General features: G+C 57.1%; 23 protein-coding genes and 2 pseudogenes. 11 read left to right on the plus strand and 14 right to left on the minus strand.

Translation table 11 applies throughout. The annotated features are described in order from the left end of the window. Positions 1–19: 19 nt before the first annotated feature. Complete coding sequence (locus tag D3M70_RS01750) at positions 20–709, minus strand: LrgB family protein (RefSeq protein ID WP_120123835.1); 690 nt, start codon at positions 707–709, stop codon at positions 20–22. A 10-nt stretch (positions 710–719) separates the two neighbouring features. Beyond that, complete coding sequence (locus tag D3M70_RS01755; RefSeq protein ID WP_165869714.1) at positions 720–1,187, minus strand: CidA/LrgA family protein; 468 nt, start codon at positions 1,185–1,187, stop codon at positions 720–722. Between the two features lie 106 nt (positions 1,188–1,293). On the opposite strand from D3M70_RS01755, the gene D3M70_RS01760 reads away from it, so the two are divergent. Both D3M70_RS01760 and D3M70_RS01765 read left to right on the plus strand, forming a co-directional pair. Next, positions 1,294–2,187: a LysR family transcriptional regulator gene (locus D3M70_RS01760; RefSeq protein ID WP_120123839.1), complete on the plus strand. Its 894-nt coding sequence runs from the start codon at positions 1,294–1,296 to the stop codon at positions 2,185–2,187. Between the two features lie 184 nt (positions 2,188–2,371). Beyond that, positions 2,372–3,805 carry an IS1182 family transposase gene (locus D3M70_RS01765; protein ID WP_120123841.1) on the plus strand — a complete coding sequence of 478 codons (1,434 nt, stop codon included), beginning with the start codon at positions 2,372–2,374 and terminating at the stop codon, positions 3,803–3,805. Between the two features lie 287 nt (positions 3,806–4,092). On the opposite strand, the gene chrA is transcribed toward D3M70_RS01765, so the two are convergent. After that, positions 4,093–5,451, minus strand: coding sequence for a chromate efflux transporter (chrA, locus tag D3M70_RS01770; RefSeq protein ID WP_120123842.1), 1,359 nt, complete (start codon positions 5,449–5,451; stop codon positions 4,093–4,095). Next, positions 5,444–6,388: a chromate resistance protein ChrB domain-containing protein gene (locus D3M70_RS01775; protein WP_120123844.1), complete on the minus strand. Its 945-nt coding sequence runs from the start codon at positions 6,386–6,388 to the stop codon at positions 5,444–5,446. Before D3M70_RS01775 ends, chrA begins: the two co-directional genes overlap by 8 nt. Positions 6,389–6,744: 356 nt before the next feature. On the opposite strand from D3M70_RS01775, the pseudogene D3M70_RS01780 reads away from it, so the two are divergent. Beyond that, positions 6,745–8,090, plus strand: a pseudogene (locus D3M70_RS01780) (MFS transporter). A 22-nt stretch (positions 8,091–8,112) separates the two neighbouring features. Here the strand turns inward: D3M70_RS01780 and D3M70_RS32520 are convergent. The 3 genes from D3M70_RS32520 to D3M70_RS01790 form a co-directional block, all read right to left on the minus strand. Next, a complete protein-coding gene (locus D3M70_RS32520) occupies positions 8,113–8,241 on the minus strand; it encodes a hypothetical protein (protein WP_256659666.1) in 129 nt (42 codons plus the stop codon). Between the two features lie 68 nt (positions 8,242–8,309). Further along, positions 8,310–8,981 (minus strand): transmembrane anchor protein, encoded by a 672-nt coding sequence (locus tag D3M70_RS01785; protein WP_120123846.1) that lies wholly within the window; start codon positions 8,979–8,981, stop codon positions 8,310–8,312. 9 nt (positions 8,982–8,990) lie between these two features. Beyond that, entirely contained in the window at positions 8,991–9,728 is a 738-nt protein-coding gene (locus D3M70_RS01790) for a HupE/UreJ family protein (protein WP_120123848.1), read from the minus strand. A 500-nt stretch (positions 9,729–10,228) separates the two neighbouring features. Here D3M70_RS01790 and D3M70_RS01795 point away from each other — a divergent pair, with 500 nt between their 5' ends. The 4 genes from D3M70_RS01795 to D3M70_RS01810 are packed head-to-tail and all read left to right on the plus strand — an operon-like array spanning position 10,229 to position 12,843. Next, positions 10,229–10,522, plus strand: coding sequence for a metal-sensing transcriptional repressor (locus D3M70_RS01795; protein ID WP_120123849.1), 294 nt, complete (start codon positions 10,229–10,231; stop codon positions 10,520–10,522). 7 nt (positions 10,523–10,529) lie between these two features. Further along, positions 10,530–11,651, plus strand: coding sequence for a nickel/cobalt efflux protein RcnA (locus tag D3M70_RS01800; protein WP_120123851.1), 1,122 nt, complete (start codon positions 10,530–10,532; stop codon positions 11,649–11,651). A 10-nt stretch (positions 11,652–11,661) separates the two neighbouring features. Beyond that, a complete protein-coding gene (locus tag D3M70_RS01805; RefSeq protein WP_120123853.1) occupies positions 11,662–12,102 on the plus strand; it encodes a YqaA family protein in 441 nt (146 codons plus the stop codon). Next, on the plus strand, positions 12,103–12,843 hold the full coding sequence (locus D3M70_RS01810) for a TraX family protein (RefSeq protein WP_120123855.1): 741 nt from the start codon (positions 12,103–12,105) through the stop codon (positions 12,841–12,843). Positions 12,844–13,186: 343 nt separating this feature from the next. Here D3M70_RS01810 and D3M70_RS01815 read toward each other — a convergent pair. The 5 genes and pseudogenes from D3M70_RS01815 to D3M70_RS01835 all read right to left on the minus strand — a co-directional run bounded on the left by D3M70_RS01815 (position 13,187) and on the right by D3M70_RS01835 (position 19,024). Beyond that, a pseudogene (locus D3M70_RS01815) lies at positions 13,187–14,561 on the minus strand (IS1182 family transposase). Positions 14,562–14,683: 122 nt separating this feature from the next. After that, positions 14,684–15,127 carry a GNAT family acetyltransferase gene (locus tag D3M70_RS01820; RefSeq protein WP_120123857.1) on the minus strand — a complete coding sequence of 148 codons (444 nt, stop codon included), beginning with the start codon at positions 15,125–15,127 and terminating at the stop codon, positions 14,684–14,686. Positions 15,128–15,269: 142 nt separating this feature from the next. Next, on the minus strand, positions 15,270–15,752 hold the full coding sequence (greB, locus tag D3M70_RS01825) for a transcription elongation factor GreB (protein WP_120123859.1): 483 nt from the start codon (positions 15,750–15,752) through the stop codon (positions 15,270–15,272). Between the two features lie 78 nt (positions 15,753–15,830). Beyond that, a complete protein-coding gene (locus D3M70_RS01830) occupies positions 15,831–18,341 on the minus strand; it encodes an ABC transporter permease (protein ID WP_120123860.1) in 2,511 nt (836 codons plus the stop codon). After that, entirely contained in the window at positions 18,341–19,024 is a 684-nt protein-coding gene (locus D3M70_RS01835; protein WP_074749736.1) for an ABC transporter ATP-binding protein, read from the minus strand. Before D3M70_RS01835 ends, D3M70_RS01830 begins: the two co-directional genes overlap by 1 nt. A 10-nt stretch (positions 19,025–19,034) precedes the next feature. On the opposite strand from D3M70_RS01835, the gene D3M70_RS01840 reads away from it, so the two are divergent. From D3M70_RS01840 to D3M70_RS01850, 3 genes are all read left to right on the plus strand, one after another. Continuing rightward, complete coding sequence (locus D3M70_RS01840; protein ID WP_120123862.1) at positions 19,035–19,640, plus strand: arylesterase; 606 nt, start codon at positions 19,035–19,037, stop codon at positions 19,638–19,640. A gap of 877 nt (positions 19,641–20,517) precedes the next feature. Then, positions 20,518–20,814 carry a hypothetical protein gene (locus D3M70_RS01845; protein ID WP_120123864.1) on the plus strand — a complete coding sequence of 99 codons (297 nt, stop codon included), beginning with the start codon at positions 20,518–20,520 and terminating at the stop codon, positions 20,812–20,814. An 83-nt stretch (positions 20,815–20,897) separates the two neighbouring features. Next, on the plus strand, positions 20,898–21,866 hold the full coding sequence (locus D3M70_RS01850) for a L,D-transpeptidase family protein (protein ID WP_120123866.1): 969 nt from the start codon (positions 20,898–20,900) through the stop codon (positions 21,864–21,866). A 141-nt stretch (positions 21,867–22,007) separates the two neighbouring features. Here D3M70_RS01850 and oprI read toward each other — a convergent pair whose 3' ends face one another. Further along, positions 22,008–22,259 carry an outer membrane lipoprotei OprI gene (gene oprI / locus D3M70_RS01855; protein ID WP_003199355.1) on the minus strand — a complete coding sequence of 84 codons (252 nt, stop codon included), beginning with the start codon at positions 22,257–22,259 and terminating at the stop codon, positions 22,008–22,010. Positions 22,260–22,965: 706 nt separating this feature from the next. On the opposite strand from oprI, the gene D3M70_RS01860 reads away from it, so the two are divergent. Continuing rightward, a complete protein-coding gene (locus D3M70_RS01860) occupies positions 22,966–23,247 on the plus strand; it encodes a GNAT family N-acetyltransferase (RefSeq protein WP_165869715.1) in 282 nt (93 codons plus the stop codon). Positions 23,248–23,333: 86 nt separating this feature from the next. Here D3M70_RS01860 and D3M70_RS01865 read toward each other — a convergent pair whose 3' ends face one another. Next, a complete protein-coding gene (locus tag D3M70_RS01865; RefSeq protein WP_165869716.1) occupies positions 23,334–24,410 on the minus strand; it encodes a 3-deoxy-7-phosphoheptulonate synthase in 1,077 nt (358 codons plus the stop codon). Positions 24,411–24,566 lie beyond the last annotated feature (156 nt).

Raw genomic sequence — 24,566 nt, forward strand, 5'->3', positions numbered from 1 at the left:
GGCGACTCAACTGATGGATCTAACCGACCATTACCGAGATTACAGGCGCCAGGAGTACCATTATCACCCCGCTAAAAATCATTGTAAGGCTAGCAACTGCCCCTTCTTCAGCGCCCATGGTTTTAGCGACGCTCAAACCAAATCCGTGAGCTGCAGTGCCTAAGGGCGCGCCTTTTGCGATCTTGGATCTGAAGGGCAAAAACGCAAGAGTTACCTCACCGAAAATTATGCCCAGCAGTCCTGTGATTACAACAAACAAGCTCGTCAGTTGCGCTGATCCGCCCATGTGCGTAGTAGCTTCCAGTGCAAACGGAGTAGAGACTGAGCGCGCAAGTAGGCTATGCGCGATCAGAGGGTCGAGGCTCAGCAATTTTCCGAGGACAAGGGTAACGCACACCGACGCTATGATCCCTGCCAGGCTTCCCATTAGTAAGGCAAGCCAATATTTGATTATGAGTTTTCTCTGCTGGTAAATCGGCAAAGCGAAGGCGACGGTAGCAGGGCCGAGCAGCCACACTAACCACTGGGTGTCCTGGAAGTAAACTTCGTAAGGAGTAGCTGTTACCTCTACGAGTGCGATTATAAACAATGAAGAGGACACGGCAGGCACCAGCCAAATTTTCTTATAACGTCTGTGAATCGATTGGGCCAGGTAGAACGAAGCGACGGTGGCTACTAGAAAGATAAAGGCGATGAGGTGACGTGGCATAGCGGATGTCTCAGAAGAGTTGACCGGGATGGCGTGTAGCTAACCGTCCTTTGCGAACCGCGAGATGTGATTTGAGAAGTCGTTTGCGGGTCCATCGACAAAACCATTCGACCGTTGCTGCTGTAGCCACCATAACTACGACGAAGCCTACGCTGATCGCGATCATCAGTTTTAATCCAGAGCTTTGGAATAAAGAAAAATATTTAATGATCGAGACAACCAGTGGGATGAAGTACAACATCATGTTGGTAAGTAATATCTCTGCTCCGTTTTCTAGATAGGCGGGGTGGACAACCTTGGTCATGAGTAATACCACAAGGATGAGCAGGCCTAGTACGCCACCCGATAATGGAATTTTGAGTGTGATCGCAATCTTTCCGGCGACCAGCCAGATCAAGGAAATGAGAATTACTTGTGCAAAATTGCTCGCCCAAGCTGCTAGCTTTCTAGATTGCGCTACTGAATGCAAAGAGTCCACGATGTGCTGCCGTATCTATGTGTGTCATGCAGGAAACCTTATAATCTTGACTCCCATAATGATAATGAATTATTTTTACTAAAATCATTCAAAAGTGGAATGATCGATGGATGTGAAATCGCTTCGAGGTTACGTGGAGGTCGTTCAGCAGGGTAGCTTTACCAAAGCGGCGGCTCGCTTGAACCTAACGCAACCGACTATTAGCAAAATGATCCAACAGTTGGAGTTGAGCTTCGGAGTCGTCCTACTCTCGCGCGTCGGTAAGCGTTTCAACGTTACGGACGCTGGCAACATCGTGTACGAACGGGCCAAGGAAATAATTCTTACCCACGAGAAGATGAAAGCCGAGGTGCGAGATCTTAAGGACATACGCAAGGGTAAGCTCGAAATCTCATTATCCCCTTCGACTCATACGGTTTTAGCTCCCGTCTTCGCGGCATACCACGTTGCTTACCCATCAATTGAACTGAAGATGCATGAAATGGGTAGCATCGCGGCGTTAGAGGCGTTAAGGCTCGGGAAGATTGAGCTAGGTGCCACGATGGATCTATCCAGCCATGAGACCCTTAACGCAGAATTTGACTCCATCCCTCTGGTGGAGTCGCCTCTTTGCCTACTCGTTCCCAATACCCCGGAATGGACTGAGAAACCGAGCGTACGGTTGGCTGATCTGGCAGATTCCAAATTTATCTTTTACGGCGAGCAATTTGCGCTGAATGACCTCGTTCTTGAGGCCTGCAACGCAGTGGGGTTTTCTCCGAAGATCAGCGGGAGAAGCTCACAGTGGGATTTCATCGCAACAATGGTTAGCTTGGGGGTTGGCGTGGCCTTATTGCCCAAGGCCTTCTGCGAAAACCTTGATGAATCCCGATTCAAATTCTTTGAGCTGGCATCGCCGGATTTGAGATGGAAACTCATGCTCGCGTGGCGACGCCAGGGTCAGCTCTCATTCGCTGCCGAGGCATGGTTGGATCTTGCAAAATCTATCCTACCCTCCTGATGGAGAGAACTGGTTTGCCAATTCCTTGTGAGTGATCTGTTCTGCGTCGGGCACATGGCTTCGTGCTCTCGCTCGTTCGACACCGTTTTAAACCTCCGGCAAGCGGCAGCTATCGACCCAGGCTGTGTGAAAACGCCAGTGATTGTCTAACCTTCTGATCGTCGAGATCGGAGCGGGGGCGACCATGAAGCGATTCATTGAAGGTGAGGCTCGGACGCAAGTCACCTTGCTGCCTGAGTGCTTGGACGATTACGTAGCCGAAGAAAATCCAGTGCGCGTGGTCGACGTTTTCGTCGATGAACTCGACCTGGGCGCCCTTGGTTTTGAGGGCGTCGATCCTGCCGCAACTGGTCGTCCGGCTTATCACCCATCGGTGTTGCTGAAGATCTATATCTACGGCTATCTCAATCGGATTCAGTCCAGCCGCCGGCTTGAACGTGAGGCCGAGCGCAACGTCGAGTTGATGTGGCTAACGGGGCGTTTGGCTCCGGACTTCAAAACAATTGCCGACTTTCGCAAAGACAATGGCAAAGCCATTCTTAGCGTATGCCGCCAGTTCGTAGTTCTTTGCCGCAACCTCAATCTCTTCTCCCAGTCGATCATCGCCATCGACGGCAGCAAATTCAAAGCCGTCAATAATCGCGACCGCAACTTCACTCAGGGCAAAGTGAAGGCTCGCATGCAGCAGATCGAGCAGAGCATTGATCGATATCTGGCGGCGATGGATTCGGCGGATCGGGCAACGCCCGAAGTGGCCGAGGCCAAAGCAGAGCGGCTTAAAGAAAAGATAGGAACACTGAAAAAGCAGATGCAGAAACTCAAGGAAATTGAGGCGCAGCTCCGCGAAAGTCCAGATCAGCAGATTTCCCTCACAGACCCAGATGCACGCTCAATGGCCACGAGCGGTCGGGGCACCGGGACGGTTGGCTACAACGTGCAAACCGCTGTCGACGACAAACACCATTTGATCACCCATGAGGTGACCAACGTTGGCAATGATCGCGGGCAGCTGAGCAATATGGCGAACCAAGCGCGTGAAGAAATTGGAGCTGAATCGCTAACGGTGGTGGCTGATCGAGGCTATTACAAAGGTCTGGAAATCCTTGCTTGCGAGCAAGCCGGCATCACTACCTTCGTACCGAAACCCCTCACATCTGGCAGCAAAGCGGAAGGCAGATTCGGCAAGCAGGATTTCATCTATCTTGCGGCGTCGGACGAGTATCGATGCCCTGCGGGGCAGTTACTAACCAGGCGACATTCGTCGACGGAAGACGGCATGTTATTGCATTGTTATTACTTCTCAGGCTGCCAGTCCTGCTCAATGCAAAAGCAATGTACGACGGGTAAGGAGCGCCGGGTGAAGCGCTGGGAACATGAGTCGGTAGTCGACGCGATGCAGGTTCGGCTAGAAGATGATCCCGCGATGATGAGGGTTCGTCGACAGACCGTTGAGCATCCTTTTGGAACGCTCAAGTACTGGATGGGAAGTACCCACTTCCTGACCAAAACCCTGCCGAGGGTGAGCACTGAGATGAGCCTTCATGTGCTCGCCTACAACCTCAAACGAATGATGAACATCTTCGGCATCGCAGGACTGCTTGAGGCGATCAGGGCGTGAATCCAGCCGCTTGGCTCGCCCGTTAGTAGCCGTTTGGGCCGCTGACGCGGCCCAAACGGCATTACGAACGTCTATGTCACTGACTAAGCTAATTCGCGCTTTCGCCCGCTGATTCCATAGGCAACCCTCGCGACTCTCAGTTTTCGAGGTGTTTAGCGCGTTTTCACACAGCCTGGACCCAAAGCAGCCGCTCGCGAATTCAGCTGTGAGCCAAGAGCTGGTCGAATCAAGCCGTCGTTCGCCGAACGTAATGCTGTCTAGTGGCGTGCTTTCTCATCCGCGACACTTTAGAGCTGCACTAACAAGTTTGCCCCAAAGCCTGCGAGGCCGCAGGCCATAAGCACCTTGATCACGCCAAGCTTGTAGCGAAATAAAGCCACGGCCGCTGCAAATGCGATGAGAAGTGATATCCAATCCATTCGGCCCTCGATGCCGTTAGGCCAGAACACGTGGTAAGCGAAGAACATTGCCAGGTTCACTATCACCCCAACCACCGCAGCGGTAATTCCAGTAAGTGGGGCGGTAAACCTAATCGCGTTCTGAGTCGATTCCACCAAAGGGCCGCCTGCCAGAATGAACAGGAACGAAGGCAGAAAGGTGAACCAAGTGACCAGGCCTGCCGCGACAGCGCCCGCAAGAAAGGCATGCTCAGGGCCAAAGACCTGCAATACATAAGCACCGATAAACCCCACGAACGCCACCACCATGATCAGCGGCCCTGGCGTCGATTCGCCCAATGCCAGGCCGTCGATCATCTGGGTCGGTGTCAGCCATCCATAATGACCGACCGCCCCCTGATAAACGTAGGGAAGCACGGCGTAGGCGCCGCCGAAGGTCAACAGCGCTGCCTTGGTGAAAAACCAAGCCATCTGGGTAAGCGTGGCGTCCCAGCCGAGCGCAGCTGTCAGAAGCGCCATTGGGACAAGCCAGAGTGCCGCGCCTATAGCGAGAAGCGCGACTAGCTTCGGCCAACTGAAGCGGGCGTGCTCTGGCGTGGGGGTGTCATCATCAATGAGGGCGGGGCCGAAGGATTTACGGGAGCCCGCGTGGCCACCGGCGCTGAACGTTGAGGGCGCGTATATCCCGCCCAGATAACCGATGATTCCGGCAGCCAGCACGATCAGTGGAAACGGCACGTTGAACGCAAAGATCGCCGTGAACGACGCCGCCGCGATACCCCAAAGCCAGTTGTTCTTGAGCGTCCGCGAGCCGATGCGATGGGCTGCTTGCAGCACAATGGCGGTGACGGCGGGCTTGATGCCATAAAAGATGCCCGCCACGACCTCAAGATTGCCGAAAGCGATGTACAACCAAGACAACCCAATCAGCACGAAGAGCGATGGCAACACAAACAGCACACCCGCAATGATCCCGCCCCACGTCCGATGCATGAGCCAGCCGATGTACGTGGCAAGCTGTTGTGCCTCTGGCCCAGGGAGCAACATGCAGTAGTTCAGGGCGTGCAAAAACCGGTGTTCGGAAATCCAGCGTCGCTGCTCGACCAGTTCCTGATGCATGATCGAAATTTGTCCAGCAGGCCCGCCGAAACTGATGAACCCCAGCTTAAGCCAGAACCAAAAGGCTTCCCGGAAGCTGACCTTTTCTGGAGCAACCAATGCACCCGGAACGGTCGTTGATTCAAGCATTGCTCGCATCCTCTTTCACGAAACCATTGAGCAGGCCATCAAAAATCGCACCGGCAGCGGCCAGCAGCTGGTCGTCGTCGAGCATGGTTTCCCGAAGCCCACTCATCACCCGTTCAACCCCAGTGGCCTCAGGAGGTTGAATCCCCCCGACATCCATGTAGTGAACCAGTGCCGCGACGCGAGACACTCCAGGCGCGACAATCTGGAAGCTCGCCATCAGCGTTTCGAAGGTCACCAGATTCCCTGTGTGGGAAAACTGTGCACCGTCGAAATCAAATCCAAGTGCATGTGCTGGACAGTCATTGGCATGGGCGAGCCAGAGCAACTGAGCATCGCTGTCGATGAATCGGCGGATGAGCCAGGCCGATGCCAAGCGGTCAATCCAGGGGCGCTTGCGGGTTGCCCAGACTCGGCCCTGGTACTCAGCTCTTTCAAGCACAGTGATCGGCTGGTTCGAATCCGTAGGCTCTTCCGGAGAAATAGCGCGGCTGATCGAAACCTCAAGCTCTGTCAGCGCCGTGCTGGTCTGAACCTTGAGATCAGTAGGAAAGAAGTCGATTGCCGTTAACTGGGCCAGTTGCTTTCGTAACTTGCGGACGGTTTTAGAGCACGTGCCCACCGTCGCCTCGTTGAGCAAGGCTCGACAATTTTCGATCTCTTGACTCAGTTGCAGGTAATCCATACCTCGATCAAACAGGTTGATGAAGCGTTCGCCATTGGGATCAACGATAGGAAGCAGAAAAGCGGTGCCATTGGTTGAAGCGATGTCCTTTTCCACGCTGGCCAAGTGATCACGGCATGCAGGTTCGTCCGGCAGAAGGTAGACGCCGTCCCTCAATACTGCTGCACCGCACGCCTTCAACGCCCGCCAAGCGCGCATGCGTTCTGTGGCTTGTGACGTTGGCAACGCCATGACCAGAACGATCCAATTATTCATGAAGAGATCGCTACTAAATATGTAGAGATACAGACTATAGGCCTATTTCAGTGCCTGGCAACTTCTCCTGTAGAGCTTCAAGGCGATTGGGCGCGATTGCCGCTCAGATAGCAGTTGGAACCGCAGACAGGCATTCCTCGTTGCCGATAGGCACGCACCTGCATAGAAGTTGGGCGCCGCGATCAAGATTGCGTCCGCTGAGCGACCATTCCATGCCCTGACTCAGATTGACGGGATCTCTTGAGTGAACTCCACACCTGAGATAGGATCACAATTGTATCCCCCTAGGGGGATATGAATGGTAGTTCACGCAGCTCTTCCAACATCAACCCCATTCCCCTTTCCGAGGCGTTGCCGTGCTGAATATTTTGGCCAATCGAACGTACCGCCACCTGTTTTTGGCGCAGGTCATTGCCCTCATAGGCACCGGGTTAGCAACCATCGCACTGGGGTTGTTAGCATATGACCTGGCAGGGGCTGAGGCTGGGGCCGTCCTGGGTACCGCCTTGGCCATCAAAATGACTGCCTACATTGGGGTTGCACCGATTGCGGCTGCATTTGCAGAGCGATTGCCGCGTAGGGCCATGTTGGTGTCCCTTGATCTCATCAGGGCGCTAGTGGCATTGGCTTTGCCGTTCGTATCTGAGGTCTGGCAGGTGTATGTGCTTATTTTCGTTTTGCAGTCAGCTTCAGCAGCCTTCACACCTACCTTTCAAGCCACTATTCCCGACATCCTTCCGGATGAAGATGACTACACCAAAGCGTTGTCGCTGTCGCGATTAGCCTACGATCTGGAGAGCGTAGCCAGCCCTATGCTCGCGGCAGCGTTACTGACAGTGATCAGCTTTCACAGCCTGTTTGCAGGGACTGTCGTGGGCTTTCTAGCCTCAGCAGCGCTGGTATGCACAGTCCTCTTGCCAAAGGCGAAGCCGGTAAAACGGCGTAGCATCTATGAGCGTACGACTCGCGGTATGCGTCTCTTTCTGGCGACCCCAAGGCTTCGGGGCCTCCTAGCTTTGAATCTCACGGTCGCTGCAGCAAGCGCTATGGTCATCGTTAACACCGTCGTTTTGGTGCAGTCGGATTTCAAGCTTGAGCAGAGCTCGACCGCTTTAGCGCTGGCCGCCTTTGGCGGGGGATCGATGTTGGCAGCGCTCTGTCTGCCCAAGCTGTTGAAGGACATCAGCGACCGTACCGCCATGCTGATTGGTGGCGGAATACTGGTCGCCGGTCTGGCAATCGGTATTTCCCTCACGAACTACTACTTCCTGTTGCCACTGTGGACTTTTCTAGGGATAGGCTATTCACTGGCCCAGACACCGAGCGGCAGGCTGCTGCGTCGTTCTGCTCATGCGCAAGACCGAGCGGCAGGCTGCTGCGTCGTTCTGCTCATGCGCAAGACCGTCCGGCCTTGTTTGCGGCACAGTTTGCGCTATCACACGCCTGCTGGTTAATCACTTACCCGCTGGCGGGGTGGATGGGGGCGAAGGTCGGCCTGACGGCATCGTTCATTGCACTTGCCCTTGTCGCCGGCGCAGCCTTACTGCTGAGTATGTTGATCTGGCGACCAGCCCATGAGCAAGAGTTTGTAGAACACACGCACGATGAAGCGAACGGCGGGAATCATGACACGGGCGAGCATCAGCATCCCTACATCATTGATGATGAACATCCTCGCTGGCCAAAAAATCAGGGCCGCTAATGCGGCCCTGATTGTTCAGTTTTTACTCGTGAGAATGGCCGTGGCCGTTCTCCCCTTCAGCGGACTTGGCCGAAGGATCACCGCAGCCAGAAAGCAGGCCGATTAGCAAAGTAACGAAGGTGAAACGCAGCAGGGTTTTGGATGTGTTCATGGACTGACCTCAGATAAGAAAAAGCACCCGCAGCTCGATTCATAACGAGCCGCAAGCAGAGAGAAGCTTTACTGTTTGACGTTCGAATACTCGCCCGAAGTCGCGAGCGAGATGGTCACTGGAGCATCGCTGCGGTTGCGCCAAAACCAACCGTGCGTTCCATCGAACAGTGCAGTGAAATCGCCGGAATCGCGGTTGACCTGCTTACCTTTGCTGTAGCTGTGAAAATAGCCCTTCTTGCCATCATAAGGTTCGCCGTGAGTGTCGTAATTCACTGTCCCTCCCGCGACCGTCCATTCGTATCTAACGTTCGCGCCTTTAACCATTTCAAGCTTGATCTCGCGACCTTCACCAGGTTTCAGGCTTACCGTCATTTTGTTTGTTTTGGCGGGATCTACGGTCGCCGGAGTGGTAGCAGCTGAGGCAGGCGTTGACGAAATCGCAGGAGGAGTGGTCATCGCCGCAGGTGCCACAGACGGAGCCGCAGCAACAGCAACAGCAACTGCAGGAGCCGGCGCCAAGGTTTCGGCCAGCGCTTCGTTTGCCAGGGCGATCTTGATTTCGCCCATCTGTTGTAGCCCTAGAGCTCTGCCTAGCCCGGTCGGATCGACCGCGTATTCAGATGGCATAACCACTGTGATCAGGAGGCCAACTGCAACCAGCAGCGCAGCGACAGTTGACCTGAGAAGTTTCCCGGCGCTAGGCAAGTCATTGGCAGATGGAAGTGGTGAATTGAACATGTCGTGTCCTCAGGCAGAAATGAAAAAGCCGGTGATTTGGTAACCCATGAGCAGGAAGCCCGCGCTCATCATGGCGACGTTCGCCGTGTATGCATGCCGCCAAAAGCTTTCGGTGCGGCGCCAATACCCCATGAGAATGAGGATCGCGCTGAGGGCTAGAAGCTGGCCGATTTCCACGCCAACGTTGAAAGCCAAAAGATTGGGAATCAGACCGTCCGCTGAGATTTCAAACTCCTGAATCTTCGTCGCCAGGCCAAAGCCATGCAGCAGCCCGAAAATCAGGGTGGCCAATCGGGTATTAGGCTGATACCCAAACCACCGCTTGAAGGCACCCAAGTTATCGAGCGCTTTGTAGACCACTGAGAATCCGATGATGGCGTCGATGACGTAGGAGCTGACACTGATATCGGTTAGCACGCCGAACAGCAGAGTCACCGAGTGTCCTACGGCGAACAACGTGACATAGATCCCAACGTCCTTTAGCCGGTAGACGAAGAAGATCACACCGAACAAGAACAGAAGGTGGTCATAGCCCGTGATCATGTGTTTCGCGCCCATGTAGATGAATGGGAGCAGCATCACGCCGGTACTTTCCTGTATGAAACCTTTATCTCCTTCAGCCACCGCGTGAGCCATCACATCAGCGGTGCCTACCAGAAATAATGCGAGCAGAGCGAAGAGATACAGAAGGGAACGACGCGCCGTGGATACTAGCGCGCCCCCTCGATTTGAAGTGCACAAATGCATGATCAGATCCTGAGTTGCAGTAATCGTGGGCCGCGTGAAGCGACCGATTTCAGACCGGCAAATCAGGACGCGGCGGACGCTTTATCTGAAAGAACGGGGCATCAGGAAGCGGATAGGACGAGTCCGTGTGCCTAAAAGTAAGGGCAACGTACGACTTCAATAGCGGCGGGCGGACGAGGTGAGGAATCTCATGTTGATGATCACCCATCGTCGGTGTGTGCACATGATCCGAACAATAGTCATCTTGTGCGTCTGCGGCATGTTCGATGGCCATAGCGGAATGCCCGGTAGCAATCAGCGACGTGGAGATGTGTGTCCCCCACGCCGTCATGACCGCTAACAGCAACGCGCATGCAACTATGAATGATCGAATTTTATTCGCCATGGACACGCTAATCATGAAGATCACATCGAATTAATTTTTTCGACGACGGTTTGACCGTATCCCCCCCTAGGGGATAGCATGCCAGCCTAAATCATTCAGCCAAGAGGCTCAAGCAATGAGTGAGCATGAACCCCCTCATGGACATACGCATCAGTCTCACGAAGCAATCATCAAGCGGCTAAAACGAGCTGACGGACACCTGCGCAGCATCATCACGATGATCGAAGAAGGCCGGGAATGCGTGGACATTGCCCAGCAACTTCATGCCGTCGAAAAGGCTGTGTGCCAAGCGAAGCGGACATTGATTCAGGATCACATCGATCACTGTCTTGAGGACACGGTGGACTCACTCGCCAAGGGCGAGCGAGCGCCCCTGGAAGCCTTCAAACAAATCACCAAATACCTGTAAGGCGACCATGCTCAATTTCTCCGAGTTGTTGCAGCAGGGCGGATCACATGCCTGGCTGTATTTTCCAAGCGCCATTCTCTTGGGCGCCTTGCACGGCCTTGAACCGGGTCATTCCAAAACAATGATGGCGGCATTCATCGTCGCGATCCGAGGCTCGGTGAAACAGGCCGTGATGCTGGGGCTGGCGGCCACTGTTTCGCACACAGCAGTGGTGTGGCTGGTGGCAATAGTGGGCATGTATCTAGGACAGGGCCTCGATGCAGAGACAACCGAACCGTATTTCCAGATAGCGTCTTCGGTGCTGATCGTGGCAATTGCGCTGTGGATGCTCTGGCGTACATGGCGTGGTGAGCAACTTTACAAACTGGAGCAAACTCAAAGCCATCATGGACATGATGAAACTCACCGTATCAACACCGGACATGGCGTGGTTGAGCTGTCGATTTTTGAGGAGGGTATGCCGCCTCACTGGCGACTGGAGACGCTAAGTGGCCATACGTGGGTGGAAGACGAGGTTGTTGTCCACACCATCCGCTCTGACGGCGTCATGCAGTCATTTCGATTTGCGCAGGAGAACGGCTTTCTCCAATCGCTCGACGAAATTCCTGAACCCCACGAATTCAAAGCACGATTGAGCCTGGGCCATGCCGGTCATACGCATGACTACGACCTCGACTTCAAAGAGCACGAACACGGCCACCATCCTGACCATACTGAACTCGCCGGGATGGATCTGACGGCTGAGGGTTATCAGGATACCCATGAACGCGCTCACGCCAACGATATTCGCAAGCGCTTTACTAACCGTGAGGTCACCAATGGCCAAATCCTGGTATTTGGTTTGACCGGTGGACTGGTGCCTTGTCCGGCAGCGATTACCGTTCTGCTGCTGTGCTTGCAGGTCAAGCAGGTCACGCTGGGGGCCATCCTCGTCCTTTGCTTCAGTATTGGGCTGGCGATTACCTTGGTTTCGGTGGGAGCTGCGGCTGCAATCGGAGCACGTAAGGCTTCCAGTCGCTTTCCGTGGCTGAGCGAAGCAGCGCGCCGAGCTCCTTACCTTTCCAGCGTGCTGATCATCTGCGTGGGCTTGTACGTAGGTATCAACGGCTGGATCGGGCTGCACAGCTGAGTTTGGCGCAGTGTTTGATCTCACGGGTTATCTGGGGCTGTTTGCGGTGGCTTTTGGCGCCGCGACACTTCTGCCTTTGCAATCCGAAGCTGTGCTGGTGGGCATGCTGTTGTCGGAGCGCTATGCCACGCTTGGGCTGCTATTGAGTGCTACGGTAGGGAACGTTGCCGGATCCATCCTGAACTGGTTCTTGGGGCGATCCATCGAACGCTTCCGAGACCGGCGCTGGTTTCCCGTAAAAGAACGGCAGCTCATCAAGGCGCAAGCGCTTTACCACCGCTATGGACAATGGACGCTTCTACTCAGTTGGCTGCCAATCATCGGCGACCCCATTACCTTGGTGGCGGGCGTGATGAAAGCGCCGTTCTGGAGTTTTTTGGTGATTGTCACCCTGGCCAAAGCTTCGCGTTACCTGGTGGTGACCTCAATCACGCTTGGCTGGGGTGCCTGAATGACAATCGTGCCTGCCCTTGACAAACCTGATCGAAAACACGGCCTTGATCTGATCAAGTGGATCGCGTTGATCACCATGGTGATCGATCATCTGCGCCTCGTGTGGCCGGAACTCGCCATCACCTTTATCCCCGGCAGAATCTCTTTTCCGTTCTTCTGCCTGGCGATAGCCGCAAACGTGGCGCGTACAACGCCAAGGCGAATGATCACCCCCAGTTCGGCACGCTATGTGGCGTTCATGGTGTTCTTTTCTTTAATTTCAGAGCCGCCTTACAGGTGGTTCTACGACTCCCAGACCCTGAATGTTTTTCCATCCCTGACGCTGGGATTATTGGTCGCGCTTGGGTTTCACCAACGCTCACATGCTGGTGCCGTACTGGCGGTGGCTGCATTGACCATTGGGTTGATCTATCAGCAGTCGTTGATGTACGGGGTGTACGGCTTGCTGTTGCCTGCTGCGTTTACGATTGCCGTCACAAAACCCGCACACCCTGCATTGGCGATTTTGCCCGCGTTGCTCTGCGTGCTGATGAACTCAAGGCACGGCGCATTGGGGCGCATGTTGGATCTGGATGGGTATGCCGCAGCCACGCTGCTGACCGCTTTTCTCAGCGCCTTCCTTGGGTTGTGGATGCTGCGCCGCCCATGGGAGGTGCGATTGTGGAAAGTCACGCAATGGGGCTACTGGTTTTACCCTGGTCATATGCTCGCGTTACAGCTCCTGAGAGTTGATGGGTAACCGTCCTTGAATTGTGCGCTATCAAGATCCAGCAGCCTATCTTGAGTCCTAACCCGTAAAGTTTTATCGCTTCCATCCCAAACTAGATTGTTCTGTATCCTCTGGTCTGCGCCTAGGCTCTCGAAACAACTGGTGTTACTCGCATTTCAGCTGCCTAAACACCCCTCGGTGACTGCTTTTGGCCGATTCTGTTGAAAAAGTCGGAATTTCAGGCTCGAAGATGTCGAGGTTGTCCCTCACCTCAGAACCTATCCACCACGTTGCGTGGCTTTTTCGTTCTGCGTTGATCGTTGCAGCTTGGTCGGTGGGTTGATTTGAGGTTTTTTGCTGTTTCCGGGCGTACCTATCCCCTGGCCGGCGGCCCTTGTGAGGTCAGTTTTGCCAGTCTTCTTAGATTCTGTACCGCAGCCGCCAAGGTAAATTCGTCGTTCGCACCGGTCATTCCTCGTAGTCGCAACCGATCCAGTTTCAGGATTCGTTTGAGGTGAGCGAACAACATTTCGACCTTCTTACGTTCGTGGCGAGAGCACACATATTGAGGTGTCTTGGCGATTCGCCGCGCTACATCGCGGGCTGCTTCATGGACGCTGCGTGCGATTTTTCTAAATGAAGTGTTCGGGCAGCAGCGCTCTTTCATTGAGCATGGAGCACAGTCGGTTTGCCGGGATCGGACGATGATGGTGTCGGCTTTCGTGACATGTGAGCGCTGGTTCTTGAAGGCCCGCCACTCGCTACGCAGGGCATTCCCCGCGGGGCAACGATATTCCTGCACCTCTTCATTCCATTGAAAATCGCTGATCGAGAGGCTGTCGTTCTTACGCTCGGTTTTGTCCCATACCGGCACATGTGGCTCGATGTCTTTTTCGTCCACCATCCAGGCCAGCATCGGTGCGGTTCCATAAGCGGTATCGCCGATGAGCCGATCCGGCTTGATATCGAAGTGTTCTTCGACCCGCTCAATCATGGTCTTGGTACTCTCGACCTCGGCGGTTCGATGCGCTGGCGTCGGCTCCACGTCCATGATCACGCCATGCTCGACATCAATCAGATAGTTCGTCGAGTAGGCGAAAAACGCTGGGCCTCCTGGCGCTGCGGTCCAACGAGAAAGTGGATCAGTCAGCGACAGGCGCTTGGGCAGTGCTTCGGCCAACGCCTCATCATCCAGCGCATCCAGGTACTCACGAACGGCGCGAGTACTCAGCGACGGATCGCGCCAGTTAACCTCTTCGTTGCCAGGTACGCCACGTTGTCGACTGGCATCTGCCTTGATGACGCTGGCGTCGACAGCAAACCCTTCGCCCTTGACCAGACCCGCGTCCATGCACCGACACAGCACCCCCGTTGAACAGCCAGCGAAACAGCGAGCTGTCACGAAAACGACCGTGGCGGTTCTTGGAAAACGTAGAGCGATTGGGGACTTCGTCTTCGAGGCTTAAGCGGCAGAACCAGCGATACGCCAGGTTCAAATGAGCCTCTTCGCACAACCGACGTTCGGAACGAATGCCGTAGCAGTAGCCCACCACCAACAGGCGAATCATCAGTTCGGGATCAATCGATGGACGCCCGATTGGGCTATAAAAATCGGCGAGATAATGGCGCAGATCGCTTAGATCGAGGCATCGATCAATGCTGCGCAGGAGGTGATTGGCTGGGATGTGATCTTCAATGTTGAACGAGTAAAACAGTCTCTCTTGTCCGTTCGACAATTGTCCCATCATGCTGCGAATCCTCCCGCTGGCCGATGACCTGATTTTGCCGCAGGCCAGGCAGGAGATCTACTTTTTCAACAGAATCGGCCGAAAGCTGGCGGTCCCCGACCCAAACGCCACGTCAACCAGACCTACCCCCTCGGCATCGCGATATTCGACTCGATCCTTTTCCCCATGCTGATACGAGGTTCGGTCGAATAACCCAGTGCTTCATAGAAAGTTTTGACGCTTTCATTTGTGCTGACGATTTGCAGGTTGATTTTCATGCAGCCACGCCCGGTCAGGGCGTTCTCCGCATGGTGAACAAGCCTTGCACCCAACCCCCGTCTGCGGTGGGCGGGGTGAACCGCTACCGAGTACAACCAGCCACGATGACCGTCGTATCCGGCGAGCACGGTGCCGACCACTTCATCTCCTGCCAGCGCGACAAAAAAGAGGCCATCGTTAACGGCCAGTTTTTTATCGATGGCAAGGGCAGGGGTGTTATGCGCGGTTTCGTAACCGAAGACGGTTTCCCACAGCGCGATGACGGCAGTTCGATGGTGTTCGTTGGAGTAGTCAGCAATAACGTGCATGGCACAGCCTCTGAGATCAAGGGCAACACTAGCATCCAGGGAAGAAAAAAGAGCCCGTTCACTGCGTCAACATGTCCAGGCCGTCGACCTGCTACCAGCGGTTCAACGCCGACCGGAAAGTGCGGGTGGAGTATCTGGGGTATCAGCTGCCCGCGTTCTCGTACGCAACGCTGTTGACGTACCACGTGGCTTCCCCGGTGGGCGTCTGCACCCTGAACTCGTCGCCCACTTCCTTTTTCAACAGCGCCCTCGCCATGGGCGAATCGATGGAGATGTAATCCATCCGGCCGTAGATTTCGTCGTAGCCGACGATACGGAAACGTTTGGTTTGGCCATCGTCGTTCTCGATCTCGACCCACGCGCCGAAGAACACCCGGCCTTCCTGTTCAGGGGAGTAGTCCACCACGCGCATGTCTTCCAGGCGCTTGCGCAGGTAGCGCACGCGGCGGTCGATTTCGCGCAGCAGCTTCTTGTTGTACTGGTAGTCGGCGTTCTCGCTGCGATCACCCAGCGACGCCGCCCACGCGACCTTCTGAGTGATTTCCGGTCGGTAGACGCGCCACAGGTGATCGAGTTCTTGCTTGAGGGCGGTGTGACCCTCGCGGGTGCAGATGTTGGTGCTCAAAGGGCTTCTCGGTTGTCGGTGCTCCGTGCACGATGCCGACATCTTTGCTGTCGGCATCGTGACGGTCAACCCTTGATGTCAGCCTTCGCGCAGCACGGTGAGCGGGCTGGCGTTCAGGGCTCTGCGGGTGCCGAACACGCCTGCGCCACCGACCAGCAGGGCGCCGATCAGCGGCAGCACCAACAACCAGGCATGGGGGTGCCACTCAAGATTGAAGGCGTAGCGATACAAGGCAAAACTCACCACCTCGCAACCCAGCGCTGCCAGCACCCCACTGACGGCGCCCAGCAGGCCGAACTCGATGCGTCGGGCCTTGATCAGCAACGCACGATTGGCCCCCAGCGCCCTGAGCAGTGCGCCTTGGCGAATGCGCTCATCCAGCGTCGCCTGCAAACCGGAAAACAGCACTGCAAGGCCCGCTGCCAGCACGAACAGCAATACGTACTGCACGGCGAGGGTGACCTGATCGAGGATGCTGCGCAGTTGTTCCAGCAGCGCTTCTACCTGCAGGATGGTGACGGCGGGGAAGGCGCGGGACAGTTCGACGATTTGCTGATCGTTGCCCGGTGCCAGATAGAAACTGGTCAGGTACGTGGTCGGCACATCCTTGAGCGTGCCGGGCTGGAAGATCATGAAAAAGTTGGGCTGGAAGGTGTCCCAGTTGATGTCGCGCAGGCTGGTGACCCTGACTTCGTGGGTCGCGCCGCCGATCACGAAGCTCAAGGTGTCGCCGAGTTTCATGTTCAGGCTCTTCGCCAGTTTTGTTTCGACCGATACACCCGGTATCGCGTCGGTGGGCGCTTGCTCGTTGTTCCACCACTGGCCTTCGGTGATGGTGTTGCCTTCCGGCAAGTTGGCCGCCCAGGTCAGGTTGAGGTCGCGCTGGGTGGCGTTTTCTCCGCGCGAGTCCTTGGTCACGAACTTGCTCACCGCCTCGCCGTTGATGCTCATCAGGCGCCCCGGAATCATGGGGTACAGTGGCGCGCTGTGGGTCGACAACTGCCCCATGCGTTCGGCGAAGTGGTCGCGTTCGGCAGGGAGGATGTTCAGCGCAAAATAGTTGGGCGCGTCTTTGGGCAGCTGGTTTTGCCAAGTGTCCAGCAGTTCGCCGCGCAGCAAGGCGATCAAGCCCATTGAGAGCAGAATCAGGCCGAACGCCAGAGACTGGCCCGCCGCTGCCATCGGGTGTCGGAGCAATTGGCCCAGACCCAGACGCCATGGCAAAGATGCGTTCGCCAGCAGGCGTCGCAGGCTCTGCAGAGCCAGCAGCAGGATGCCGCCCAGGACGACGGCCGCAATCAGGCCGCCACCGAGCAGGGCGAAGGTCAGGATCAGGTCCAGACTCAGGCGCCACATGATCAGACCCAGTGCCAACAGCGCAGCGCCATAGACCAGCCAGGTGCTGGCGGGGATCGGCAACATGTCGCGGCGCAACACGCGCAGCGGCGGAACGCGACCCAGCGCCGCGAGCGGGGGCAGGGCGAAACCGGCCAGTGCCACCAGCCCCGTGCCGATGCCGGCTAGCGCAGGCAGCCACCCACCCGGCGGAACGGCCGCGGGCAGCAGGTTTTCCAGCAGGTAGAAGAGCCCCAACTGGGCAAACCAGCCGAGCAACGCGCCGGCCACACTGGCGGCAATGCCGAGCATCGCCAGTTGCAGACTGAACAGCACCAGTGCTTCGTTACGCGACAGGCCCAGGCAACGCAGCAGCGCGCTGGCATCGAACCGTCTGACGGCGAATCGGGCGGCGGACAATGCGACTGCCACGCCGGCCAGCAGCACGGCGACCAGACTCGCCATGTTCAGGTAGCGCTCGGCCTTGCCCAACGCGCCGCCTATCTGCTGGTTGCCGTCGCGGGCGTCATCGATTTTCTGATTGGGCGCCAGTGCAGGCTCTATCGCCTTGCGGTAGGCCGCCAATTGTTGTGGGGTGCCGCGCCACAGGTCGCGAAAGCTGACCCGGCTACCCGGCTGCACCACTTTCGTCGCCTCCAGATCCGCCATGTTGATCATCACCCGTGGCGTCAGGCTGTAGAAATTGCCTGCGCGGTCGGGTTCGTAGGTCAGCACACGGGTGACTTTCAAGGTGGTCGAGCCGACATCGATGCTGTCGCCGGCTTTCAGGTTCAACGCCACCAGCACGCGCGCTTCGGCCCAGGCTTCTCCGGGACCCGGCTCTCCACCGGTGACTTCGGGTTGATAGGGCGCATCGGCGCTTTTCAGTTCGCCGCGCAACGGGTAGGCCGCATCCACCGCCTTGACGCTGGCGAGCTGAATGCCGTTGTCGGTGGCCACGACGCTGGAGAAGATCACGATCTGCGAGTGGTCGAGCTTGAGCGCGGTACCGGCTTCGATTTGCTCGGGTTTCGCAGGCGTCGAACCGCTGAGGATCAGGTCGGCGCCGAGAAATTCGGTGGCGCGCAAGAGCATCGCGCTGTTCAGTCTCGAACCGAAGTAGCCGATGGCGGTGCTGGCGGCAACCGCGACGATGAGGGCGAAGAACAGCACGCGCAGCTCTCCCGCGCGGGCATCGCGAAGCAACTGGCGGGCGGCGAGGCTGAGCAGACGGGCAAGCGGCAGACGTGCCATCAGGGCTCCATAGGGGTGACCAGGCGGCCACCTTCAAGGCGGATCAGGCGCCGGCAGCGATGGGCCAGGCGTTCGTCGTGGGTCACCAGCACCAGTGTGGTATTGCGTTCCTGATTCAGCTCGAACAGCAAGTCACTGATGCGTTCGCCTGTATGGCTGTCGAGGTTGCCGGTGGGTTCGTCGGCGAACAGCACGTCAGGGTCGGCGGCAAAGGCGCGGGCGATGGCCACCCGTTGCTGCTCGCCGCCCGAGAGCTGGCGCGGGGTATGGGTCAGCCGCTGACCGAGGCCGACACGTTCCAGCAGATGCCGGGCCTGCTCCCGGGCGTCCTTGCGGCCTTCCAGCTCCATCGGCAGCATGACGTTTTCCAGCGCATTCAGGCTGTCGAGCAGCTGGAACGACTGAAAGACGAATCCCACGTGTTCGGCGCGAACCCTGGCGCGCTGGTCTTCATCCAGTTCACTGAGGTTACGCCCCGACAGCGTCACCGCGCCCGCGCTGGGCAGGTCCAGACCGGCCAGCAGGCCCAGCAGGGTCGATTTGCCGGAACCGGATGCGCCGACGATGGCCAGGGTGTCGCCCTTGTTTAGTTCCAGGGAGAGTTCGTGCAGGATGGTCAGGTCACCTTCGGTGCTGGGGACCACTTTGCTTAGGTTCCTTGCACTGAGAATACTTTCGCTCATGGAGAATCCGATGCGTGCGTGGTTTTTAAGTGCTGGCCTGGGGTTGCTGCTGTTGTCTCAAGGAGCCATGGCAGGCACGGTGTTGATCGTTGGGGATAGTATCAGCGCGGCTTTCGGGCTGGATACCCGCGTGGGTTGGGTCAGTTTGCTCCAACAGCGTCTTGAGAAGGAAGGTTACAAGGAGAAGGTGGTCAACGCGTCGGTCAGCGGTGACACCAGTGCCGGTGGCCAGGCGCGGCTACCGGCGCTGCTTGCAGAGCATAAGCCGGATCTGGTGATTCTCGAACTGGGTGGCAATGACGGTCTGCGCGGCCAGCCACCGGCCCAATTGCAACAAAATCTTGCGTCGATGATCGATAGCTCGCGGGAGGCGGGGGCGAGGGTGTTGCTGCTGGGGATGCAGATTCCACCGAACTACGGGGCGCGTTACACCCAGGCGTTCAAGGAGGTCTACAGCAATCTGGCGACCGAGAAGAAGGTCGCGCTGGTGCCTTTCATGCTGGAGGGGGTAGGCGGGGTCCCCGAGTTTACCCAGGCGGATGGCTTGCATCCGGCCGCCAATGCTCAAGGGCGATTGCTGGAGAATGTGTGGCCGCAGTTGAAGCCGTTGCTGTAGGGGTTGGCTCGGGATTGCAACTCTAATGCCCTTAAGGCCTGTTCGCCAGCAAGCCGGTTCGCACGGGCTTCGGCCAGAATCTAAAGCTCGAACCACACCGCAATCCCGCTTCTGCCCGGAGGGCGTGGGAGGTCGCCGGGGTGGCTCCCACGCCCTCCGGGCAGAAGCCGTTCGGCGTCTCCTGTAATACCGCAGCTTGTGGCTTACCGGGCTTCTGTGCTGAGCCCCAAACATCTTAGGAGCGCGCTTGCCTGCGCCGGCACCCACGGCTTTCGGCCAGAATCAAAAGCTCGAACCACACTGCAATCCCGCTTCTGCCGAAGGCGTGGGAGCCAGACTTGTCGGCGATCTGCCGGGTACCGGCAGTAAGATCATCCACCTCAGTGCATCAGGCACACCGCATGCACAGGTTTTGCTGCCGCTGCGCGCCAGATCGCCGACAAGGTGGAGCGCCACCCCGGTGGCTCCCACGCCCTCCGGGCAGAAGCCGTTAGGCGTGTCCTGCAATACCGCAGATTTGTGGCCTATCGGGCTTCTGAATTGAGCCAATATCGTAGGAGCGCGCTTGCCCGCGATTGCGGTGGGTCAGTCGACGTCAATGTGACAGACCTTCCGCATTCGCCAGCAAGCCGGATCCCACATCAGCTTAAACGTGCCATGGCCTGATGGATCGAGTTGTCAGCCTTTTTAGTTCGCTGATGGGTCAGGCATCACAAGGTGGATAAGGAGATCTTTCAGGCTGCGGCACGTTGCAAAAAATGTGGGAGCCGGCTTGCTGGCGAACAGGCCCGGAGGGCACCAGAGTAACAAACCCTAGCCAACCCTTTTCCAAACCAGGCCTTTGGGCTAATGTGGCGCCCCCGATCTGGAGCCCCACATGCCGCGCCGTCCTGCCTGGTCCCTTTTTGCCTATCAACTGATCGAGCCCGATGAGCAGCTCGACCTGTTCGCGTGCCAGGAAGTTCGTGTGCATCTGGCCGCCCGGCAACTGGAACTGGCCGGTTCCGCCGACCGTACGCTTTGCGGCAGTCTGTTGCCCGCGCAGCCGCGCTGGTCGAGCGTCGAACAGGGGATCTATCAGGACGAACGCCTGTGCCCCCTGTGCCGGGCGATCATCGATGCACAGCGACGCGGCTGGAACCCGATCTGGCCGGAACTGGACACCGGCGTGTAAGCCGTCGCGCCCACTCCCGAAGGGCCCGGCGTGCGTGTACAATCCCGCTCATTCAAGCCTCCCGTTTACCCAAGGATTCCCGGATGTTGTCGCGCATTCCAGCTTTCGCCCGCTGTCTGTCGCTTGCTGCACTGTGTGCGGTCGGCCCTGTCTCCGCTCTGGAGTTTCCGTTGCCGCCGCCAGGCGAAGACATCATCGGCTCGGTGCAGACCATCACCGCCAAGTACGAAGACACCTTCGCCGACCTGGCCACCCAGTATGACCTGGGCTATCTGGAAATGATCGCCGCCAACCCCGGCGTCGACGCCTGGCTACCAGGCGCCGGGACTCAGGTCATCCTGCCAACCCGATTCATCCTGCCGCCGGGCCCGCGTGAAGGCATTGTCATCAACCTCGCCGAGTACCGTCTGTACTACTACCCCAAAGGCAGGAACGTGGTGTACACCTTCCCGTTGGGGATTGGCCGCGAAGGTTGGGGGTCGCCGGTTTCCACCACCAAGGTGACCGCCAAGACGCCGAACCCGACCTGGACCCCGCCTGCTTCGGTCAAGGCCGAACATGCCGCCGATGGCGACATCCTGCCCAACGTGGTGCCAGCCGGTCCCGATAACCCGCTGGGTCCGTTCAAGTTCGGCCTGGGCTTGCCGGGCTACCTGATTCACGGCTCGAACAAGAAGTTCGGCATCGGTATGCGTACCAGTCACGGCTGCTTCCGCATGTACAACAACAACGTGCTGGAGATGGCTGACATGGTTCCGGTGGGCACCACCGTGCGCATCATGAACGAGCCGTACAAGTTCGGTGTCAGCGGCGGGAAGGTGTTCCTGGAAGCGCATACGCCTCTGGATGAAAGCGGCAATCCGTCGGTGGTCGACAAGCACACCGCGGTCATCAACGCACTGCTCAAGCGTGAAGACCTGGCCAATAACCTGCGGATCAACTGGGATGAGGTGCGAGACGTGGTCGCAGCCGAAGATGGCATGCCCGTTGAGATCGCGGTGCCGGGTGCAGCCGCGCCAATCATCAACAATGCGCCGGTCACGCTGCAATAGCCTGATCAGGCGCTGATACCCGTTCACCGGTCTCTGCAAGCAGGGGTGGGTGAACGGGTTTTTTATTGCCTGTCGACGCCGACCAGCAACAAAAAAGCCGATCCAAAACCGGATCGGCTTATCAATAATCCCGAGGGATTATTACTTGCGGCTTGCCTTGTCCAACATGCGCAGAGCGCGCTCGTTGGCTTCGTCAGCAGTCTGCTGAGCTTTCTGAGCAGCAGCCAGAGCTTCATCAGCCTTGCGATAGGCTTCATCGGCACGGGCTTGCGAACGTGCGGCTGCATCTTCAGTTGCAGTCAGACGAGCTTCGGTTTCTTTGGAGGCGCTGCTGCAACCGGTAGCCAGAACTGCGGCCAGGGCCAGAGCAGAGAATTTCAGAACGTTGTTCATCGTGTTCCCCTTAAAGGACTTCTATCAAATTAGTCACCTCTCGAAAATGAGAAAATGACCGGCGTACATACTACCCATTGTTTGTAGTAAGTAAACGGACTAAGCGCAAGAACCGCACAAAATTCTTTGCTTTGAAAGCGTTCCGTGCAATTCCTCACGCTTTTTATCTGGAAAAAACCCGGCGCTGTCAGGCGAATACGGCTGTCAGTAGGGCAGGGGCGGACGGTTGGACCGGCAAGCTCCCTATGCCTTCGAAAGAGTCGGTGATAGCGCATTCGATCCTTGGCCAGGTGACGTTGAACCGCGTTACAGCCTTTTTTGTATAGCCGAAGATCGACGAAGTTGCTTGTACGCGGGTGCTTAAAGTGACTTCGCCGCACCGTCGACGTCTCAATGGACATTCATCGGCGATGACAGGTTCAACTCCACAAGCGGCGCAAGTGCGACAGATCGCATTTTTTCCTCTTGATTCACTTGAGCAGATTCAATATTGGCGCCTACTATTTGCAGGTGCTCATTTGTTAGAGAACAGCGAAGCTCTTCTCGGTGTCCAAATCAGGCACGGGGCGGCGTAGAAAGGCAGTCATGCGAGCGCGGTTCATCTGGCGCACAGCCTGCAGCGATGTTCATCTGCCTGGAGAGGTTCCTTCGCCGGACAAACATGGGTAAGGTAGGGGTCAAATTCCAAGACCCGCGAGGAGTAGTGATGAGCGAGGCGTTGTCTATCCACCATGACGAGACCGGTCACCAGTTCGAGATCAATATCGACGGTCATCGTGCCTACTTGACGTACATGGATCTGGGGAAACAGACCCTGGATATCTACCGTACATTCGTGCCCAATGCGTTGCGGGGACGAGGCATAGCCGCCGCGCTGACCGAAGAGGCGCTCGATTATGCCGAAAGCATGGGGTACACCGTGATTCCGTCATGCTCTTATGTCGAACGCTACATGGAGCGCAATCAGCGTCAGGCCGCCAAGATCTGACTGCATGCATCAACCGTTTCAGCCGCGGTTGGCCGCCACGAAAAACGCCGAGCAAATGCTCGGCGTTGTCGTATCTACAGCCCGGATCAACCGCGCTTGCGGGCAGGCAGTACGTCCTTGAGCTTGGCGTGCATGCCGCGCAGGGTTTTCTCGGTGCTTTCCCAGTCGATGCAGGCATCGGTGATCGACACGCCGTATTGCAGGTCGGCCAGATCCTTGGGAATGGCCTGAGCGCCCCATTTCAGATGGCTCTCCACCATCAGGCCGATGATCGATTCGTTGCCTTCCAGAATCTGGTTGGCAACGTTTTCCATCACCAGCGGTTGCAGCGCCGGGTCCTTGTTGGAGTTGGCGTGGCTGCAGTCGACCATGATGTTCGGCTTGATCTTCGCTTTGTTCAGCGCCTGTTCGCACAGCGCAACGCTGACCGAATCGTAGTTCGGCTTGCCGTTGCCGCCGCGCAGCACCACGTGACCGTAGGCATTGCCCTTGGTCGTAACGATCGACACGCCACCTTCCTGGTTGATACCCAGGAAACGGTGCGGGCTGGAAACCGATTGCAGTGCGTTGATGGCGACGGTGAGACCGCCGTCGGTGCCGTTCTTGAAGCCGACCGCCGAAGACAGGCCGGACGCCATTTCGCGGTGGGTCTGGGATTCGGTGGTGCGCGCACCGATTGCCGACCAACTGATCAAGTCCTGCAGATACTGCGGGGAGATCGGGTCCAGCGCTTCGGTCGCGGTCGGCAAGCCTTTCTCGGCCAGATCCAGCAGGAGCTGACGACCGATGTGCAGACCGTCCTGAATCTTGAAGGAATCGTCCAGATACGGATCGTTGATCAGGCCCTTCCAGCCCACGGTGGTGCGTGGTTTTTCGAAATACACACGCATGACCAGATACAAGGTATCCGACAGCTCGGCAGCGAGTGCCTTCAGGCGCTCGGCGTATTCGTGAGCGGCCTTGATGTCATGGATCGAGCACGGCCCGATCACGATGAACAGGCGGTGATCCTTGCCATCGAGAATGTTGCGGATAACTTCGCGGCCCTTGCTCACGGTGGCCTGGGCGGCAGCAGTGAGGGGTATTTCGCGCTTGAGCTGATCCGGAGTGATCAGTGTCTCGTTGGAGGCAACGTTGAGGTCGTCAATCGGTAAATCAGCCATCGTGTTACTCATCAGGTCACGGATGCTGGCCGCCAGCGTCCCCGTGCGGCGGAGCCGAGCAAGATTGAGCGCAACGGGGGAGCGGAACCTTAGCGCGTTAGGCCGTACTTCGACAATGGGTAAAACGCCGCTTTCGTCCAACCGGGGCGGCATAGC

This window comes from Pseudomonas sp. LS-2, assembly GCF_003605735.1.
GTDB lineage: Bacteria > Pseudomonadota > Gammaproteobacteria > Pseudomonadales > Pseudomonadaceae > Aquipseudomonas.

What these genes read in the sequence shown, in the direction of transcription:
- D3M70_RS01750 (WP_120123835.1), bottom strand. Translation starts at nt 709, where the DNA reads ATGCCACGTCACCTCATCGCCTTTATCTTTCTAGTAGCCACCGTCGCT.
- D3M70_RS01760 (WP_120123839.1), top strand. Translation starts at nt 1,294, where the DNA reads ATGGATGTGAAATCGCTTCGAGGTTACGTGGAGGTCGTTCAGCAGGGT.
- D3M70_RS01765 (WP_120123841.1), top strand. Translation starts at nt 2,372, where the DNA reads ATGAAGCGATTCATTGAAGGTGAGGCTCGGACGCAAGTCACCTTGCTG.
- chrA (WP_120123842.1), bottom strand. Translation starts at nt 5,451, where the DNA reads ATGCTTGAATCAACGACCGTTCCGGGTGCATTGGTTGCTCCAGAAAAG.
- D3M70_RS01775 (WP_120123844.1), bottom strand. Translation starts at nt 6,388, where the DNA reads ATGAATAATTGGATCGTTCTGGTCATGGCGTTGCCAACGTCACAAGCC.
- D3M70_RS32520 (WP_256659666.1), bottom strand. Translation starts at nt 8,241, where the DNA reads ATGAACACATCCAAAACCCTGCTGCGTTTCACCTTCGTTACTTTGCTA.
- D3M70_RS01785 (WP_120123846.1), bottom strand. Translation starts at nt 8,981, where the DNA reads ATGTTCAATTCACCACTTCCATCTGCCAATGACTTGCCTAGCGCCGGG.
- D3M70_RS01790 (WP_120123848.1), bottom strand. Translation starts at nt 9,728, where the DNA reads ATGCATTTGTGCACTTCAAATCGAGGGGGCGCGCTAGTATCCACGGCG.
- D3M70_RS01795 (WP_120123849.1), top strand. Translation starts at nt 10,229, where the DNA reads ATGAGTGAGCATGAACCCCCTCATGGACATACGCATCAGTCTCACGAA.
- D3M70_RS01800 (WP_120123851.1), top strand. Translation starts at nt 10,530, where the DNA reads ATGCTCAATTTCTCCGAGTTGTTGCAGCAGGGCGGATCACATGCCTGG.
- D3M70_RS01810 (WP_120123855.1), top strand. Translation starts at nt 12,103, where the DNA reads ATGACAATCGTGCCTGCCCTTGACAAACCTGATCGAAAACACGGCCTT.
- D3M70_RS01820 (WP_120123857.1), bottom strand. Translation starts at nt 15,127, where the DNA reads ATGCACGTTATTGCTGACTACTCCAACGAACACCATCGAACTGCCGTC.
- D3M70_RS01830 (WP_120123860.1), bottom strand. Translation starts at nt 18,341, where the DNA reads ATGGCACGTCTGCCGCTTGCCCGTCTGCTCAGCCTCGCCGCCCGCCAG.
- D3M70_RS01835 (WP_074749736.1), bottom strand. Translation starts at nt 19,024, where the DNA reads ATGAGCGAAAGTATTCTCAGTGCAAGGAACCTAAGCAAAGTGGTCCCC.
- D3M70_RS01840 (WP_120123862.1), top strand. Translation starts at nt 19,035, where the DNA reads ATGCGTGCGTGGTTTTTAAGTGCTGGCCTGGGGTTGCTGCTGTTGTCT.
- D3M70_RS01845 (WP_120123864.1), top strand. Translation starts at nt 20,518, where the DNA reads ATGCCGCGCCGTCCTGCCTGGTCCCTTTTTGCCTATCAACTGATCGAG.
- D3M70_RS01850 (WP_120123866.1), top strand. Translation starts at nt 20,898, where the DNA reads ATGTTGTCGCGCATTCCAGCTTTCGCCCGCTGTCTGTCGCTTGCTGCA.
- oprI (WP_003199355.1), bottom strand. Translation starts at nt 22,259, where the DNA reads ATGAACAACGTTCTGAAATTCTCTGCTCTGGCCCTGGCCGCAGTTCTG.
- D3M70_RS01860 (WP_165869715.1), top strand. Translation starts at nt 22,966, where the DNA reads ATGAGCGAGGCGTTGTCTATCCACCATGACGAGACCGGTCACCAGTTC.
- D3M70_RS01865 (WP_165869716.1), bottom strand. Translation starts at nt 24,410, where the DNA reads ATGGCTGATTTACCGATTGACGACCTCAACGTTGCCTCCAACGAGACA.